The 16,745-nt window shown below is 66.1% G+C and carries 17 protein-coding genes and 1 pseudogene; 6 read left to right on the top strand and 12 right to left on the bottom strand.

Going from position 1 to position 16,745, the window contains the following annotated elements:
* Positions 1 to 49 precede the first annotated feature (49 nt).
* The 5 genes from CKW46_RS26035 (at position 50) to CKW46_RS26015 (ending at position 3,984) form a co-directional block, all read left to right on the top strand.
* A complete protein-coding gene (locus CKW46_RS26035) occupies positions 50 to 1,210 on the top strand; it encodes a thiolase family protein (protein ID WP_482052571.1) in 1,161 nt (386 codons plus the stop codon).
* A gap of 103 nt (positions 1,211 to 1,313) precedes the next feature.
* Complete coding sequence (locus CKW46_RS26030) at positions 1,314 to 1,919, top strand: TetR/AcrR family transcriptional regulator (RefSeq protein ID WP_012396277.1); 606 nt, start codon at positions 1,314 to 1,316, stop codon at positions 1,917 to 1,919.
* Positions 1,916 to 2,419: a hypothetical protein gene (locus CKW46_RS26025; protein WP_012396276.1), complete on the top strand. Its 504-nt coding sequence runs from the start codon at positions 1,916 to 1,918 to the stop codon at positions 2,417 to 2,419. The genes CKW46_RS26030 and CKW46_RS26025 overlap by 4 nt, the downstream gene beginning before the upstream one ends.
* A 108-nt stretch (positions 2,420 to 2,527) precedes the next feature.
* Complete coding sequence (locus tag CKW46_RS26020; protein WP_012396275.1) at positions 2,528 to 3,799, top strand: cytochrome P450; 1,272 nt, start codon at positions 2,528 to 2,530, stop codon at positions 3,797 to 3,799.
* Positions 3,796 to 3,984, top strand: coding sequence for a ferredoxin (locus tag CKW46_RS26015; RefSeq protein ID WP_012396274.1), 189 nt, complete (start codon positions 3,796 to 3,798; stop codon positions 3,982 to 3,984). Before CKW46_RS26020 ends, CKW46_RS26015 begins: the two co-directional genes overlap by 4 nt.
* Before the next feature lie 47 nt (positions 3,985 to 4,031).
* Here the strand turns inward: CKW46_RS26015 and CKW46_RS26010 are convergent, their stop codons facing one another.
* The 7 genes from CKW46_RS26010 to CKW46_RS25980 form a co-directional block, all read right to left on the bottom strand.
* Positions 4,032 to 5,729: a PE family protein gene (locus CKW46_RS26010; protein WP_482052570.1), complete on the bottom strand. Its 1,698-nt coding sequence runs from the start codon at positions 5,727 to 5,729 to the stop codon at positions 4,032 to 4,034.
* Positions 5,730 to 5,935: 206 nt separating this feature from the next.
* Entirely contained in the window at positions 5,936 to 6,127 is a 192-nt protein-coding gene (locus CKW46_RS26005; protein ID WP_117437817.1) for a ferredoxin, read from the bottom strand.
* Positions 6,128 to 6,137: 10 nt separating this feature from the next.
* A complete protein-coding gene (locus CKW46_RS26000) occupies positions 6,138 to 7,340 on the bottom strand; it encodes a cytochrome P450 (RefSeq protein WP_117437818.1) in 1,203 nt (400 codons plus the stop codon).
* A 127-nt stretch (positions 7,341 to 7,467) separates the two neighbouring features.
* Positions 7,468 to 8,370 carry an alpha/beta fold hydrolase gene (locus CKW46_RS25995; protein ID WP_117437819.1) on the bottom strand — a complete coding sequence of 301 codons (903 nt, stop codon included), beginning with the start codon at positions 8,368 to 8,370 and terminating at the stop codon, positions 7,468 to 7,470.
* Complete coding sequence (locus CKW46_RS25990; protein ID WP_482052569.1) at positions 8,367 to 10,067, bottom strand: thiolase C-terminal domain-containing protein; 1,701 nt, start codon at positions 10,065 to 10,067, stop codon at positions 8,367 to 8,369. Before CKW46_RS25990 ends, CKW46_RS25995 begins: the two co-directional genes overlap by 4 nt.
* A gap of 90 nt (positions 10,068 to 10,157) precedes the next feature.
* Positions 10,158 to 10,454: a ferredoxin gene (locus CKW46_RS25985; RefSeq protein ID WP_117437821.1), complete on the bottom strand. Its 297-nt coding sequence runs from the start codon at positions 10,452 to 10,454 to the stop codon at positions 10,158 to 10,160.
* The gene (locus tag CKW46_RS25980; protein ID WP_482052568.1) at positions 10,451 to 11,788 is read right to left on the bottom strand and encodes an NADH-ubiquinone oxidoreductase-F iron-sulfur binding region domain-containing protein; all 1,338 of its coding nucleotides are present in this window, start codon (positions 11,786 to 11,788) and stop codon (positions 10,451 to 10,453) included. The genes CKW46_RS25985 and CKW46_RS25980 overlap by 4 nt, the downstream gene beginning before the upstream one ends.
* A gap of 52 nt (positions 11,789 to 11,840) precedes the next feature.
* Here CKW46_RS25980 and CKW46_RS25975 point away from each other — a divergent pair, with 52 nt between their 5' ends.
* A complete protein-coding gene (locus CKW46_RS25975; protein ID WP_012396266.1) occupies positions 11,841 to 12,314 on the top strand; it encodes a hypothetical protein in 474 nt (157 codons plus the stop codon).
* 14 nt (positions 12,315 to 12,328) lie between these two features.
* Here CKW46_RS25975 and CKW46_RS25970 read toward each other — a convergent pair whose 3' ends face one another.
* From CKW46_RS25970 to CKW46_RS25950, 5 genes and pseudogenes are all read right to left on the bottom strand, one after another.
* The gene (locus CKW46_RS25970) at positions 12,329 to 13,216 is read right to left on the bottom strand and encodes an alpha/beta fold hydrolase (RefSeq protein ID WP_482052567.1); all 888 of its coding nucleotides are present in this window, start codon (positions 13,214 to 13,216) and stop codon (positions 12,329 to 12,331) included.
* Positions 13,213 to 13,544 (bottom strand): annotated as a pseudogene (locus tag CKW46_RS25965) (Rieske (2Fe-2S) protein). Before CKW46_RS25965 ends, CKW46_RS25970 begins: the two are co-directional and overlap by 4 nt.
* Before the next feature lie 61 nt (positions 13,545 to 13,605).
* Positions 13,606 to 14,751, bottom strand: coding sequence for an amidohydrolase family protein (locus CKW46_RS25960; RefSeq protein ID WP_015357162.1), 1,146 nt, complete (start codon positions 14,749 to 14,751; stop codon positions 13,606 to 13,608).
* A 47-nt stretch (positions 14,752 to 14,798) separates the two neighbouring features.
* A complete protein-coding gene (locus CKW46_RS25955) occupies positions 14,799 to 15,899 on the bottom strand; it encodes an amidohydrolase family protein (protein WP_117437826.1) in 1,101 nt (366 codons plus the stop codon).
* A 295-nt stretch (positions 15,900 to 16,194) separates the two neighbouring features.
* Entirely contained in the window at positions 16,195 to 16,422 is a 228-nt protein-coding gene (locus CKW46_RS25950; RefSeq protein WP_499018489.1) for a DUF4189 domain-containing protein, read from the bottom strand.
* Positions 16,423 to 16,745: the final 323 nt, after the last annotated feature.

Genomic DNA, 16,745 nt, shown 5'->3' with positions numbered 1-16,745 from the left:
TTTCGTGCTGAGGGCACGCTCGGCGATCAACGGGTGATGGGAGCCGGACATGGGTGGAACAGGCCGTGAGACAGTCATTGTCGAGGCCGTGTGCACGGCGGTGGGGAAGCGCAACGGAGGACTGTCCGGCATGCACGCCGCCGATTTGTCGGCCGTCGTCCTCAACGAATTACTGGAACGCGCTGGTGTCGGTCCGGAGATCGTCGATGACGTGATTTGGGGCTGCGTCTCGCAGGTCGGCGACCAGTCCAGCAACATCGGCCGCTACGCGGTCTTGGCCGCGGGCTGGCCGGAGACCATTCCCGGTACCACCGTCAACCGGGCCTGCGGATCAAGCCAGCAGGCCCTCGATTTCGCGGTGCAGGCGGTGATGTCGGGCCAGCAAGACGTCGTGGTTGCCGGCGGCGTCGAGGTGATGAGCCGGGTTCCTCTTGGAGCGGCCAGGGCGACCGGGATGCCCTATGGCCCGAAAGTATTGGCTCGGTATGACAATTTCTCGTTCAACCAGGGTTTGTCGGCCGAGCTGATCGCCAAGAAGTGGGGATTTTCCCGGGATCGGCTCGACGAGTACTCCGCCCTGTCGCACCAACGGGCCGCCGCCGCCCAGGATCGCGGCGCCTTCACCGACCAAATTGTGCCCGTGTTTCCCGCAGCCGCCACCGTTGTCGATACCGACGAGGGGGTTCGACGGGGGACCACCGTGGAGAAGCTGGCCGGCCTCAAGCCGGCGTTCGTCGAGGATGGATTGATCCACGCCGGCAACTCCTCACAGATCTCCGATGGTTGCGCGGCGCTACTGGTGACCACCTCGGAAATGGCGCTGGAGCTCGGCTTGACGCCGATCGTGCGGTACCGCGCCGGCGCGGTCACCGGCGCCGACCCGGTGCTGATGCTGACCGGCCCGATTCCGGCGACCGAGAAGGTGCTCGGCAAGTCCGGAGTCTCGCTGGATGAGGTCGGGGTTTTCGAGGTGAACGAAGCCTTTGCGCCGGTACCGCTGGCTTGGCTCGCGGAAACCGGGGCGGACCCGGGGCGGCTGAATCCGCTGGGTGGCGCCATCGCGCTCGGACACCCGCTGGGTGCCTCGGGCGCGGTGCTGATGACGCGGATGGTGCATCACATGCGCGACAACGGCATTCGTTATGGGCTACAGACCACGTGTGAAGGCGGGGGTACCGCCAACGCCACCCTGGTCGAGCTACTCAGCTAGGCGCAGCCGACAAGGCAAAAATGACGCCCTTGCCATCGCGGCGCAAACCAACCTACTGTGTATTCACTAGGTTGGTTAGCCCACGCGGTTCAGAGGGAATCCAGTGCCTGAAGTACGGCCGTACGACACGCTTCTCGCCAAAGGCGAGGATCGCAAACAGCGCATCCTGGGCGTCGCGCAGCGACTGCTATCGCGCAACGGCTGGCGCAACACGACCTTGGCTCAGATCGCCGGGGAAGCGGGCGTGACCCCTGCGGGTCTGCTGCATCACTTCGAGTCCAAAGAACAGCTGTTGCATGCGGTGCTGGATGCGCGTGACCTCGATGACGACGCGCATGCCGATCGCTTGGGTGACCTGATCGGCGAGATTGCCCAGGTCGCCGATCGCTTCACCCGGGCGCCCGAACTGGTCGGTACCTTCACCGTGCTGCTGGCCGAGAACATCGACCCCGATGCCCCGCTACATGACCGCCTGGTGTCCCGCCAGCGCGACGCGTGCGAGATCGTCGCCGAGGCCATCCGTCGTGGTCAGGAGGCTGGCCGATATCGCGCCGACCTAGATCCGACCGTCAAAGCAGTGGAGATCCTTGCCTTCATCCACGGAATGGAAATGACATGGTTGCTCGATCCTTCGATACCGCTGACCGAGGTGTTCAAGGAGTACGCCGAGGCACTCGCGCGCGACTTTTCCCTGCCGAGCACGACATGAGATATCGACTCGACGTCGTCGCCTCCACGGTCATCGACGTGGTGCGATATGCCGGCGGCTGGCTTTTCGACCGGGCCATGGCCGGGTGGGATGTCACCGTGCTGGTCGCCGACCACCTCGATGATCGGCCGCTGCACATTCTCGGAGCCCAGACGCTGGACCTCGAATGTGCGCTGGCGTCGGTGGCAACCCGGCCGCGTCCGCAGGCATTGGCGGCCGGGGCGGATCTATTTGGTTGCGACCCACGAGTGCGGCGCGGTGTGCTGCAAGCCATCGATCATGGCGTCACCGAGGTGACGCTGTGGGGGGAATCCTGGCCGGCCGAGCTGGAGGCCAGCGTTAGCCGCGTGCTGCATCCGCTGAGCGCGGCCGCCCGGACCTTCAAGGCCGCCGCGCTGGCCGCCGCCGCGGCGGCACCGGGTGCGGTCGACGGCAGCGAGATATTCCGCAGCGGACTGGTGGCGCGGGACTCGGTCGCCGCCGATTTGGTTCCGGCCTGAGCTGCGAGTTCGTGCCGGTGTAGTCACCGCGCGCTCGGTGGTTGGGTGCATTGACGCCGACGGACCCGCTATGGAAATGTCATAATCATCTTTGAGAGGAAGGTTCTCATGAATGATTGTGCCGAGCCGGATTTCTTCCGCGACAGCGGGCTCGTCGAGAACCCCTACCCCTATTACGAGACTCTCCGCCAGCGTTGCCCGGTCACCGGCGAGGGCCACCACGGGGTGACCATGGTGACCGGCTGGGACGAAGCCGTCAGCGTCTTGAACGACGCCGAGACGTTTTCCTCGTGCATCTCGGTGACCGGGCCGTTTCCCGGTTTCCCGGTACCGCTGGAAGGAGACGATGTCACCGAGCTGATCGAGCGGCACCGCAGCGAGTTGCCGTTCAGCGACCAGTTGCCGACGTTGGACCCGCCGACCCACACCAACCATCGCGCCCTGTTGATGCGGCTGATCACCCCGAAGCGGCTCAAGGAAAACGAAGACGCCATGTGGGTGCTCGCCGACCGGGTGCTCGACGACTATCTGGCCGCGGGGGAGGGCGAGTTCATCAAAGGCTTTGCGAGCCCGTTCACGCTGCTGGTGATTGCCGATCTCTTGGGCGTGCCGCCCGAAGATCGGCAAACCTTTGTCAACAACATCCACCACCACGCCGGTGGCGGTGTCGGGGGCACCGGCAAAGAGGCCTTGGCGCACAACCCGCTGGAATTCCTTTACGGAGCCTTCGCCGACTACGTGCGCGACCGTCGACGCGAACCACGCGAGGACGTGCTGACCGGCCTGGCCACCGCGACCTTCCCGGACGGCACCGTCCCCGATGTCGAGGACGTGGCTCGCGTTGCCTGCAACGTCTTTTCGGCGGGCCAGGAGACCACCGTGCGGCTACTGGGCGCCGCCCTGCAGATCATCGGTGAGCGTGCGGACATTCAGCAGCAGCTGCGCAGGGACCGCAGCTTGATCCCGAACTTCATCGAAGAGGCCCTGCGCATCGAGAGCCCGGTCAAGGGAGACTTCCGGTTGTCCCGGGTCCCGACCACCGTGGGCGAAGTCGACCTGCCCGCGGGCACCACGGTGATGGTGCTGCAAGCCGCGGCCAATCGGGATCCCCGACGATTCGTCGAGCCCGCGACGTTCGATCCCGCGCGCAAGAATGCCCGCCAGCACCTCTCGTTCGGGCGGGGGATCCACAGCTGCCCGGGTGCGCCCTTGGCGCGCGCCGAAACCCGGGTCGCCATCGAGCGCCTGCTGGACCGAACGGCTGACATCACGATCAGCGAGCGGGTGCACGGACCGGCGAATGACCGTCGCTACCAATATGTTCCGACCTACATCCTGCGCGGCCTGACCGAGCTGCATTTGGATTTCACGCCCGCATGAAGGTCCGGGTGGACGATCAACGTTGTCGGGGCCACGGCATGTGCCTGACCTTGTGCCCGGAGGTGTTCAGCCTGACCGATGACGGTTACGCGGTGGCGATAACATCCGATGTCCCAATGGAATTGGAGGAAGCGGTCCGCGAGGCCATCCAATGCTGCCCGGAGCAGGCGATCAGCGAGAGCTGATGGTGCCCAGCGGCGAAGAGCCCGCGCCCCGGTAGTTTGTCCCCGGTTCAGCCGGAAAGACCGGCGACGCCGTCCGCGCCGGCGTCACCGAGGCGCCCGTCAGCGCCGGAAATGCCCGGCATGATGACAGCAGATCCGCCGTCGCCTCCGGCGCCGGGGGTGCCACCTGCCCCGCCGGTTCCCGCGGACCCGCCCGCACCGCTGGCCCCGGTGTGGCCGGAGAGCCCGCCGGCACCGCCGGCGCCGCCGTTGCCGCCGTCGCCGCCCGCACCGCCGTCTCCCCCGGTGCCCCCGTTTCCACCATTGCCGGCAAGCCGGTCATCGATGGCACTGCTATCTCCACCAGTGCCGCCGGTACCGCCCTGACCGCCGGCGGCGCCGGCACCGCCCATGGCGCCGCCCCCGCCGCTGCCGCCCGCGCCGCCATCGCCGAACAGCAGTCCACCGTGGCCGCCCGCGCCGCCGACGCCGCCGGCACCGCCCATGGCGCCGCCCCCGCCGCTGCCGCCCGCGCCGCCATCGCCGAACAGCAGTCCACCGTGGCCGCCCGCGCCGCCGACGCCGCCGGCACCGCCCCCGTCGCCGGCGGCGCCCACGCCGCCGCTACCGCCGCTGCCGCCCGCGCCGCCGACGAACCCATTGCCGCCGGTACCGCCGTTTCTGCCGACGGCGCCGGTTCCGCCGGTTCCTCCGGTGCCCCCGGTCCCGCCTTCATTGCTGTCCGCAATGGCCGACCCGCCGTCTCCGCCGTTACCCCCCGCGGCGCCGGCGCCTCCGGCTCCTCCGGTACCCCCGGCGCCGCCGACGCCAAGCTTTGCCACCGTGCCGGTGGTGCTGTCACCGCCGCGGCCGCCGTCGCCGCCCACGGCACCCACCCCGCCGGCGCCCCCGGTGCCGCCGACACCTCCCACGTAGTTGCCGTCGCCGCCGGCACCGCCCTCACCGCCGGGCTGGCCGACGGTCGCGGTGCTGACTCCGTAGTCCCCGGGCCCGCCGGGTGCGCCGGGCTGGCCGAGATCGGAGCCGCCGGGGGTTCCGGCGGCAGCCGGTGTGCCGGCGGGTAGCGGGCTGGGGTTGACGCCGGCGGCCCCGCCGGCTCCGCCCATACCGCCGTCGCCGCCGGGAATGACGGCATTGCCGCCGGCGCCGCCGTTGCCGCCGGCACCGTAGAGCAACCCGCCGTTACCGCCGGTGCCGCCGGCCGCGCCAGCGGCACCGGACCCGCCGATGCCGCCGCTGCCGAACAGGCCGGCATTCCCACCGCGCCCGCCGGTGGGGTGGGCGGTGCCGCCGGATCCGCCGGCCCCGCCGTTGCCGTAGAGCAGCCCGCCGGCGCCGCCGTCTGCGCCGGTGCCGGCCGCGCCGTCGGCGCCGTTGCCGATCAGCGGGCGCCCCAGCAGCGTTTGGGTGGGGGCGTTGATCGTCGCGAGTAGCTGTTGTTCAAGGCTTTGCAGCGGCGAGGCGTTGGCGACTTCGGTGGCCCAATAGGCGCCCGCGCCGATGTCCAAGGCCCTGACGAACTCGGCATGAAACATCGCGGCTTGGGCGCCGATGATCTGATAGCCGCGCGCGTAGGCGCCGAAGAGCTCCGCAACCGCTGTCGAGATCTCATCGGCAGCCGCGGCGGCTACCTCGGTGGTCGAGGCTGCGGCCGCGGTGCTGCCGGCATTGATAGCCATCCCGATACGATCCAAATCCATTGTTGCCGTGGCTAATAGGTCCGTCGCGACCGCGACAAACGACATGTTCGCATCCTTCGATCGGAGACTGATGGCCCCGGCGGCGACCCGCCCATGGCCAAGCGAGTAGCTCACGCTAGCACCCGTGTTGTGCGCCGCATTCGGTTTTCGACCTGCAGTTATTCGCCGCCGCTAGCTACTGCGCTGCTGGCCGATCGACGTCGCCTCCGGTGCCCATGGAGGATGGTGGGCATCGGGAGGGCGCGCCGGTATTACCGCGTGATCGAGATGGCCTGCCGCGGGCACTGGCGCACCGCTTCGCGCACCAGCTCCTCGTTCTCGGGCGTGACTTCTGGCTGCAGAACGGTCAACATGTAGTCGTCGCCGAGTTGGAACACCTCCGCGACGACGCCCATGCATATGCCGTTGCTTTCGCACAGGTCCCAGTCGACTTCGATCCTCATGGCAGCACCCCTACCGCAGTACCCGCACCGGCACGCTCTGCCAGCCGGCGACATTTTGCATGTGAACACGTTTGCAGCCCGCCCAGTCCACCTCGAAGGCAGGCATGAAATCGAGCAACTTCTCCAGCGCGATCGCACTTTCCATCCGGGCCAACGCCGCGCCCAGGCAGCTGTGAATCCCGTAGCCGAAACCGAGGTTGGTGGCTTCGTGCGGGTCGCGGTCGATGTCGAACTTGTCCGGATCGGTCCAGGCGTGCGGGTCGCGGTTGGCCGCACCATTGATGAGAAACACCGGCTTGCCGGCCGGAATCGTGACGCCGTGCAGCTCAACATCTTCCATGGCGCGCCGGACCTGATATTGCGATGATGCCTCATAGCGCAGCAGTTCTTCGACCGCGGCGGGGACCTTGCTGCGATCGTCGAGCAGCTTTTGCCACTGCTCGGGATTTCGAGCGAACACCACGGCCGCATTGCCGACCAGCTTGGTCACCGTCTCGGCGCCGGCTCCGCCCAAAAGGGTGGCGAATCCGGCGATTTCGAGATCGTCAAGGTTGGTCACCTGCCCGTCTTCGCGCTCGATCTCGGCGTTGATCAACTTGGTGAACAGATCATCACGCGGGTCGTCGCGCCGCTGCTTGACCAGGTCGTAGTAGCGCATCGCGGTGTTGATGTTGGCTTGCATGCCCTGTTCACCGACTTCGACCTGGCCGGGCTCGCGGGTCAGTGATTCGTCGATCCAATGGCGCACCTGCTGGGCGTGCCGTTCGGGCACGCCCAGCATGGTGGTGATCACCTCAACCGGGAATGGGCCGGAAAACTCCTGAACCGCATCGAAGCCCTCGGGGTCCAGCGCGCCGAGGTACTTGTCGATCTTGTCGATGACCGTCTGGCGTTGGGCCTGAATCGCGCGCGGCGTGAAGACCTTGTTGAGCAGGCTGCGCATGTGTCGGTGGTCGGGCGGATCCATGAAGATGATCGACTGCGGCGGCTTCTGGCCGGAGCGCACCATCGACAAGTCAACGCCGTAGGCGGACGAATACCTCTCGAAGTTCTTCAGCCCCGCCGCCACATCCGCATGGCGCGTCAACGCGTAGAAGTCGTACTGCTCGCTGTAGTACACCGGGGCTTCGGCTTGCATCCGCCGGTAGGTCTCCCATGGTCCGTTGAAAAACTCCTCGGAGAACGGATCGAAGACGACCTTCGATGTGGTCATTGCATACTCCTCGACGGCGAAGTGCGGGCTGCGGGCGTTACGCCGGAATGCTCGACTGTAACGCTAACGGTAGCGCTTTCGTCGCGCGTCGAAAAGGACCGGACCGGCCCGGCGGATCCGATCCGTATCAACCGGCCGCCGCGGCAGCGTCGCCATCCGGGGGGCGTGCGGACGCACAGTCCTCGACGAAGGACAACACCCGGCGGTGGTAGTCGGCGGCGGTGTGTCCGAGGCTGAGATTGTGCCCGGCCCCAGGGTGTCGACTGTTAACGAAATGCTCTGTGGCCGAGAACATATCGGCAATTTCGGCCAGTTCGCTCGGGTCGGCCCGGAATACATTGTCGTGCTCGCCGAGGGTGAACCGCACCGGCACCCGCACGCCCGGTGCGAGCGCCGGAAAGTCCTGGTTCGGCCAATTGAGGGCCACCGTGCGTTCGTAACGGGGAGCTGTCGAGGAGTTCGTGATACCCCGCCGAATGTCGTCCGGGTACAGGTGCATCGGCTCCCACAACAGCTCGCGCACCCCGGGTGGGCGATCCTGTAGCGCGGCCAACCGCATGACTTCCTTGGCGGCAGGGTGGTAGCGCCGTCCGGTGCCCCCCAGTTCGACGCCCAGCAGATCGGCGGCGCGCGGGCTGGTTGCCATCCGCAGCACCAACTCGCAGCCGCCCGAATGGCCCATCAGGAATAGGCCCGCCCCGCGGGGCCGCTGGTCGAGCATGCGATCGATGGCGCCGAATGCGAGATCGACGCGCTGCTCGGGGTGTTGCATCGCCTCCGGATAGGGTGCGGAACTGCCGTGGCCGGGCCGGTCGAGGGCGACGACGGTGAAGCCCAGAGTCGCGCCGAGTCGCAGCAGCGACAGTTGCGGGTGTCCGGGACAGTCGAAGTACGACGATGAGGTGCCGCCGCCGTGCAGTGCCACGACGGTGGCTTTGGGACCCGTGGGGTCTGCGGCCTCGGCGAGCAGGCCCGACATCGGCACGCCGTCGACGATCACCACCCGCGGCCGGACCAGGGCTTGGTTCATGTGTCGGCCCGCAGCAGGATCACGCCGCTGGGAGTCAGGCCGCCGCTGCTGACCACGCCGACCCGGGCGCCGGCGACCTGGCGTGCGTCCGCCTCACCGCGGAGCTGGGTTACGGCTTCGTGCAGCAGACCCATGCCGTGCGTGCGCCCGTGTGACAGTTGACCGCCGTGCGTATTGAGCGGTATCAGGCCGTCGCGGGCGATGTTTTTACCGCCGTCGAGAAATTCCTTCGCCTCGCCGATCCCGCAGAACCCCAGTGCCTCGATCCAGGACAGGCAATTCATCGTGAATCCGTCATAGAGTTCGGCGACGTCGACGTCGGCGGGGCGCAGCGTGGTGCGGGTCCACACGTGTGCCGCTTGGCCTAGCACCTGCGGTTCATGGGTGAGCGTGCTTTGGTCCCAGTCGATCCGCTCGATGATCTGCGTGCCCACGGCCTCCACCAGGACGGGTGGTTTGGCCAGATCGCGCGCGGCGTCGACGGCGGAGACGATGACGGCTATCGCTGCGTCGCAGGGACCGTCGCAGTCGAAAAGACCGAACGGGGTGGTGATGGGCCGGGCGTTCAGGTAGTCGTCCATCGTCATCGGTGAGCGATAGACGGCGGTGGGGTTCAACTCGGCGTTCGCGCGTTGGTTCAGCGCGATCCACCCCAGCGTCTCTTTGGTGGTGCCGTAGCGGTGAAAGTGGCGCTGCGCGTTGATCGCCAGGGTGTGTGCCGCCGACGTCGCGCCGAATGGGTATTGCCAGCTGGTGGTCCGGCCGCCGGGCGGGGCGATCTTGCCCCGCTTCATCAGCTCGTTGTAGGTGGCTTCCCAGAGCGTGCGGAAACACAACACGTGACGCGCCAGCCCGCCGGCGACGGCGAGCATCGCGGCGATCACCGATCCGCCCAGCCCGAACGTCTCGATGCCGCCGTTGTGCCAGACCGGCCGGATGCCCAGCGCTGCCTCCAGCGCGGTGACGCCACCCTCACCGAAACCGCCGAGATTGCCGCCACCGGGGTAGGTGGACAGACCGTCGATGTCGTCGAACGTCAGCCCGGCATCGGCGACTGCCGCCTCGCAGGCGTCTACCGTCAGCGACAGCGGCGCAACCATCAGCCGGCGGCCAATGGTGGACATGCCGATCCCGGTGAGCGCCACCTTGTCCTCGAATTTCTGCGTGGTGAGCATGGGGCGCACATGTTCACCGAAGCGCTGCGGCGCGATCTCATCGACGGGCAGCGGGCGCGGTTGCGCGTCGGTGCGCGGACGAAACAGCGGTAGCCACACGTCCTCGATGCGCTCGAACACCACCTCCACGGTCTGGCCGAGTTCGATCCGATCCGGGTCGCACTCCACGATGTTGGTGGTCAGCCGGACCCTGGGGTCCTCGGCGATTGCCACTTGGGCGATCACATAGGGGGCAGGCAGGCCGGGCAGGCTGAACCGGTGGTTGACGGTGAATCCGGTGAGTGTTGCCGCACCGGAGACGGTCCGCACACCCATATCGCGGGATCGGCAGTATCGGCACACCGGTGCGGGCGGATGGATCAACGATGCGCAGGCGGCGCATTCCTGCAGGCGTAGCTTGCCGTCGGCGCCCGAAGTCCAGAAGAACTCGTTCTCGTCGGTGATCAGGGGCAGCGGACGTCCCGGTGCTGCTGACACTTCACCTCCGCAAGTTGAGCGCCCCGGCGTGAGCGGAAGGAGCATTATGCGAATACGAGAATTACGTTATCAGCTTGGGCTGGGCAGTTTCGAGACGTCTTGCCACGGACTTGCGCGGGCACCGAGCCCAGCCGGTCACCGGGTAAAACCCCACTGCGCCTCGTTCGACTCGGTTTTGAGGTGCTCAGCGGGATCTTCGGCGCTGGCCGGGGAGTGCTGCACCACATCTGGCTGGCGTTCTCCGATTTCGGTGATGGCATGCGCCGGGCAGTCCATCAGCGCCCGCAGCACCGCATCGCGGTCTTCCTCCCGCACCGTGCCGTCCCCGCTCAGGCAGGCGTATCCCCAAGCGTCGAGCGTGAAGTAGCCGGGCGCTTGCTTGGCGCACAGGCCGAAGCCGTCGCAAACGGTGCGATCGAGACGAATTCTCATGGTTGCCTCACCGGTGCCGTGGCCTGGTAGGGGCGTTCGGCGCGAAACGCTCCGCCGGTTCTGCTCGAGCAGTCTTGGCAGGCGCCTTCGAGATGGCTTGCCACCTCGTCGGGAAATTGGCTCAGCAGGGTGGCGGCCGCATTGGTCGCCGCGTCCAGGGTCGCGCAGGCGCCGCGCCCGCGTAACACCACCGACCAGCGGCGCAGTCGATCGATGTCTTCGCTGGTTGCAGCGAAATCCCGAAGTGCGCCGCCAACGGCGGCCATGGCTGCGGTTCCGTTGAAACAGGACCCGCACTGCCCGGCGTTTTCGCGGTCGAAGTAAGACAACACCGAAGCCGCGACCGCGACCGGGCAGCCGTCGGTGATCACCGAGATTGCGCCGCAGCCCAGACCGCTGCCCAGCCGTCGCATCGTCTCGTGATCGAGTGTGGTGCCGAGCACCCCACGGTTGAGCAAGCCGGCGAAGTAGCCGCCCATCAAGACTCCACGGATCTTTGTGGGCGCAACCGCATGCAGTGCCAGCAGTTCGGAAAACGGTAAACCGTAGGGGAGTTCGTAGAGCACGGGTGCTCGGCCGGCTCCGGGGATGGTGGCCAGAAATGTCCCCGGCGACGATGGCGTACCCAGCGCGCGATACTCGCTCGCCCCGTGGCGGTGCAGGTACGGCAGATTGGCCAGCGTCTCGACGTTGCTGACCAGGGTGGGCCGGCCGCTGACGCCGTATTCGAAGGGGCGCGGCGGCTTGTCGGTTGGTTTGACCGGGCCGCCGTTGATCGCGCGGACCGCGGCGGTCTCCTCGCCGGCCACGTACCCGGGTGGTACGGCCCAGACACTGACGGCGATACCACCGAATGCGTCGGGATCCAGCTGTGTCAGGGCGCGTTCGACGCTGCGCGCGGATTCCGGGTCGGACACATAGACATAGGCGCGCGTGGCGGCCACCAGCGCCGCGGCCAGGCGCAGCCCATCCAGAACCAGGTGCGGGCGGTTGCGCAGCAGCCATCGGTCTTTGAAAGAGGCCGGCTCTCCCTCCTCGCCGTTGGCGATGACCACAGCGCCGCCCGCCGGCCCGGCACGGCGGCAGTTGTCGTGCACCGCAAGCATTTTCACCGCGAGCGGGAATGCGGCCCCACCGCGGCCGAGGAGTCCGCTCGCGTCGATCTCGCGCAGCAACTTGTCGGCGTCGCCAAGCGGGCGGTACCCGCCTTGGGCCCGGTACGCCGCAACGTCTTCGTGGTCCTGTTGGTCCGCGTGGCCGCCCGCCACGCGCAGTAACCGCGGCGGGCAGCCCGGCCAGGCGGTCGCCTTGAATGCGATGTCGAGTGCTTCCATCAATCAGCCCGCTATCGTCGCCGGTCGGTGATTGCGCGCTAGGGTAGCCCGCATGCGGACTGCGGTGGTGCGGGTCAATGTCGACCCGGCCGGGTCGTTGACCGCGGCCCAGTTACGCGCGGGCATGGCTGCGCTCCGCACGCGTGCCGACGAGGCTGGCGCCGGTGTGGTCGACAACGACCTCGAGTCGCGGCCGGTCGGCCGTCGGGAGGTGGAATTGCTTATCGCCGGTGACGACGTTGATGAGGCCAAGGCGGCGGCAATTGAGTTGTGCGCCGGCGCTTTCAGGGTACGACCGGTGGTCGGCGTGGTCACCTTCATCAGCAGGGGAACCGACGACGATGCCCACGGCGTGCTGTCGGCCTTTGGGCTCGTCGGCGAGATCCTTCGCGAACCCGGGGACGACGGCTATGACATTGTCTACGTCACGCTGCGCGAAGCCGACCTCGAACGTGTCCCGGAAAGCCGAATTCACACGGCGCTGGAAGCGTCGCTCAATTGCGAGGTCCATATCCGCACCGGGTAGCCCATTGTGAGCAGTCACGAGTCCAAGAACTTCAGGATCGCGGGTGCTGCCAGCACCCAGGTGTCAAACATGTTGAAGTGCTTCACCCTTCCTGCCGCGCGATCCTCGGCGGCACGCTCCCAAGCGTCTTCCGGCCAGGGTGGGTCGATCAGCTCGGATCCCTTGATCAGGCAGCTGACCTCCAATGAGGTCCGTTTGGGATGATCCCAATCGTTCTCGCCGCCGCGGATGATCAGCGTGGGAACCTTGATGCGATCGAACATTTCGTCCTCGACGCCGGGAATGGTCTGCCCCGGTTTGGACACGAAGGCGTTGAGCCAGCGCAACATGACTTTCAAGAACTCGTCGCGGTCCAGGTCGAGGAACCGTTGTCTGTTGGTGGGGTTTGCTTCGATGCGCTCGCGCCACTCGGGCACCTTGAGCAGCGCCTCAATTCCGGTGCCGCGCACCGCCAAAATGCTGGGGACCAGGTAGTAGGAACCCAGCACGAAGGTGCCGTAGATGCCACCGACGATATTCCACACCACTAGTTTGCTGACCAGCTCGGGAAAGAGAATGGTGGCCAGGATGGAATCCCGCGCCCCGCCGGAGCCGCCGGCGATGATGCACTGCTGGACTCCGAGGGCGGCCAACAAGCCGTGCAACGTCTCGGCGCGCATGTGCGATTCGCTTTGCCCGTAGAACTGCACATCGGACGCGCCGGAGTTCGGACGATCCCACAGCAGCACCCGATAGCCGCCGTCGACCAAAGCCAGGGCGAGCGGCCGCAGGCCGGGGATGTCCTTGCCGAATCGACCGCCCGGGGTCAGAACAATGAGATATCCTGAATCGCCCAGGATTTCGTAAACCACCCGACCGCCGTTAACCTCGACGGAGGATACGCGATTGTCCTGCAATGTCATGCCATCACCAGCACATCTCTACCGATAACCCGGACCGGGTAGGTGCGAATGCTCCACTCCGGTTTGACCGCGGTGGTCCCGGTTGCCAGTTCGAAACCCCACTGATGCCAAGGGCAGTAGATGAACTCGAGATCGCGCACCATCACGGCGTCACCGGGTGCGCTCTCGTCGACCATGGTGCGTCCCCGGGCGCGGCCCGAACACAGCGGACCGCCTGGTGCGGGCAATAATTGGCTATCGCGTAGAAGGTCCCGTTGACGTTGTAGACACCCACACCGTGCCGGCCGATCGGCACCAGTTTGTGGGTTCCCGGCGGAATCTCGTCCACCGTCGCAACGATGTGTTCGCGCCCCTGAGCCAGCCGTGGCCGCGTTATCTTCTCGCCCAATTCAGAACACCCGGGTCTGGCCTTCGAGAACCGGCACCGTGTCCGGCAGGTGGTAGGTCGCGATGCCGTTCTTGTACATCACCGCGTCCCGGGCCGCTTTGGGCAGATGTTTCACCAGCCAGCGGGGGTCGTCGAAGGTCCAATGTGGGTAGTCCGAAGAGTAGAGCAAGATCTTGTCACCCTCCATCCAGTCGATCGCCCGGGTCAGCTCCGTCTTGTCTTCCGGGTAGTCCAGGGGCTGCGTGGTGAACTTGATGTGCTCCTTGACGTACTCCGACGGCTTGCGCTTGATGTCCATCCGAGACTTGCGGGCGTCATAGAGCGCGTCCATGCGCCACATCAGCGGCAGGATCCAGGTGAACGCATGCTCGACGAGCACGATCCGCAGTGTCGGGAATCGGTCGAAGACACCGTCGAAGATCAAACTCATCACCTGGTTGGCCGCCAGTAGCGAGTAGGTGACCATGAAGTCGTGGTTGTAGCTGGGGTAGCCCACCGGTGGCGTTGGCAGCATCTCGAAATTGCTGCGGGAAAGGTGACAGCTCACCGTGATGTCATGCTTGGTCGCGGCCGCCCAGATGGGGTTGTACATCGGGTGGCCCCAGCAGGGGCGGGGTTCGGCCTTGATCAAAACCTTTGCCATGTAAGGGTGTCCGGCCCACTCCTCGATCTCACGCGCGGCCCCTTCCGGATCCTCGACCGCCGCGCAGATGGAACCTCGCCAGCGTTGGTGCCAGTTGTTGTGGCTGTCGAGCCAGTGATTGGCCTGCCAGCGATTCAGCGCGGTCGAGTACGCCTGATGCGCCTCGGGCAGGCGCGGTGTGCGCCCACCGGGTTCGAGGATCGCGATGTCGGAGCCGGCTTCCATGATCAGCTGGCGAAACGCCATGTCCGGATCGCTGCCGGGGAACTCGCCATCGGCCGGGAAGGTATCCACCCGCATCGCGAAGCTGTGTGCGTAGTCGGGCGCGTCGTAGTAGATCAGCTCACCGACCTTGTGGTCGAGGAAAAATTTGCTGCGCCAAGGCTCGGGGATGTACGGGCTGATCTCACCGCGCTTGGGCACCGGATGAATGTCGGAGTCGACACACCGGACGGCGATGCGCTCGGCTGCGGGAACCCGTTCGTGCATATGAGTCAGCGTCATGTCGATCTCCTCAACGTCCCTCGTCTCTATTCTGCGACGGCCTCCGGCTAGCCACTAGTGAGCTCGGCAGAAATATCGATCCCGTACAGCTCGGCCGCGTTGCGCCAGCACAATTTCTCGCGCTGATCGGCCGTCAGCGCGGTGGGTAGGTTGCGGACATCGCGGAGGTCGTAGCACTGCCAATGGGGATAGCTGGAGCCGAACATCAATATGTCTTCCTTGCCGGTGAAGCTCAGCCACTCATCGGCGAACTCGACGTCACCGGGACCGTCCAGACCGCCCTGGATGAAGTAGACGTGGCCCGGCAAATAGTCGCTGGGTATCCGTGGGGCCCACGGGGTCTGTTCAAGATGCGGCCGGCCGAAGGTATCCATCCGCCAGATAAATGGCGTGACGAAGTCCGCTGCGCCGTCGGCCCAGACGAACTTCAGCTCCGCGAAGCGTTCGAACACCCCTTCGGCGATCATGTTCATCAGGTGATACAGGTAGTTCAGCGCCATGAAGCTGACGTACTGCTCGTAGGTGCGCGTGTGCCCGGACGGCGTTGGCGGAAATCCGATGCCCTCGCCCGATTCGATGTGCACGGCTACCGGAAGACCTGCCTCGACCGCGGCTTCCCACAACGGCCAGAACTGTGGCTTGCCGTATAGCTCGCGGGACTGCAGCGGCACACCGATCTGTACCACGCGCGGGTGAGCACGCCACTTCGCGACTTCTCGTACGGCGTCGGCAATGTCGTCGGGGTTCACCCGGATGGTGCCGCGGAAGCGATCGCCGAATTCGTCGTGTTCCAGCCAGCGCGACACCATCATCTCGTTGTGCGCGGCGTGTAGCGCGCTGCCGAGGTGCCGATCCGGCATGATCCCGCGGCCCATCGGATGCAGTACCGCCACATCGACACCACGCCGTGAAAACAACTCATCGGCAACGAATTTCGGGTCTGAACCGGGATATTGGCGGTCCGGCCCCTCGGTATTCGGCGCGTATTCACTACCGGGGGCTCCGTACCAGTCCATCTCGTAGTCGGGGAAACCCCGGCTCTTGAAGGGCTCACGCAGGAAGCTGCGCAGATCTTTGTTGGACGGAAAGAAGATGTGCACGCTGGCATCGATCACTGGCATGCGCGTCCCGTCGGCATGTTCAATCACCAAGGCACCCTCCAGCTCCGGCGAACATCACAAGCGCGGCCGGGGTATCTGCTAGCGAAGCTAACATTCTTCGCTCCCGCCGATCAACGTCTTTGCGGTAAGCATTTCGGTTAATCGTTTGTCCTGCTAGAAGATGTAATTATGGACGCCGACGCAAGTCATGTTCTGCACTGGAGATAATAACATTCCCATTAGCTGGTTGTGGAGCACAATCTCCGTGGCGGGCGTTGCTGCGGTGCGCTACCGACTTCTGTCGCCGGCCTTTCGCGTGATCGCCGCCGCGGCGGCCATGGCCTCAGTTGCACGCCGAGGTTAAGACCCAGCCGCCGCCAAGCCTGGCCTTGGCATCGTGTCCGGCCGCCTGGTGGGACCGGCCGAGTCCGCCGTGGAAATTCTGGCCGTCATGGGCTATGGCGCCGCACCGAGTGAAGACGCTGAGCACGTTGCAGCTGGGGTGTCCGCAGGTGGTCAGTGCGTGAATCTCGGCCTGTGCGCGCTTGCGGTGGCCCCACGTTTTGCCCACCGCGCCGTTGTCGGCAACGGCGATCGCGCCGTACCGGGGGGCAATCGGAGGGATGGGCGGGATGGGTGGCATGGCAACGGGCGAACTCTTGTCGCTATGCGCGAGGGCCCGGTGTGGAGGTGGGCCAAATGGCTGAACCATCGTCACGATCAGCGCGGCCACAGCAACCGCGCCGGCGATCGCAACCGCGATCCAACGGCGCCGTATCGCAGCTATCCTCTGCCTCCGGTCCGGCTTCACGATCTCCTCCCAGTTTACGTGTTTGTAACAACTTCTTTCCAGGGTACATGCGCCGAGTGCACCCGCCTGATGTTCTGAAATCG

Source organism: Mycobacterium liflandii, assembly GCF_022354805.1.
GTDB classification, from domain to species: domain Bacteria; phylum Actinomycetota; class Actinomycetes; order Mycobacteriales; family Mycobacteriaceae; genus Mycobacterium; species Mycobacterium marinum.
Note: the sequence above shows the minus strand (reverse complement) of the source record. Positions and strands in the feature narration are given on the sequence as shown.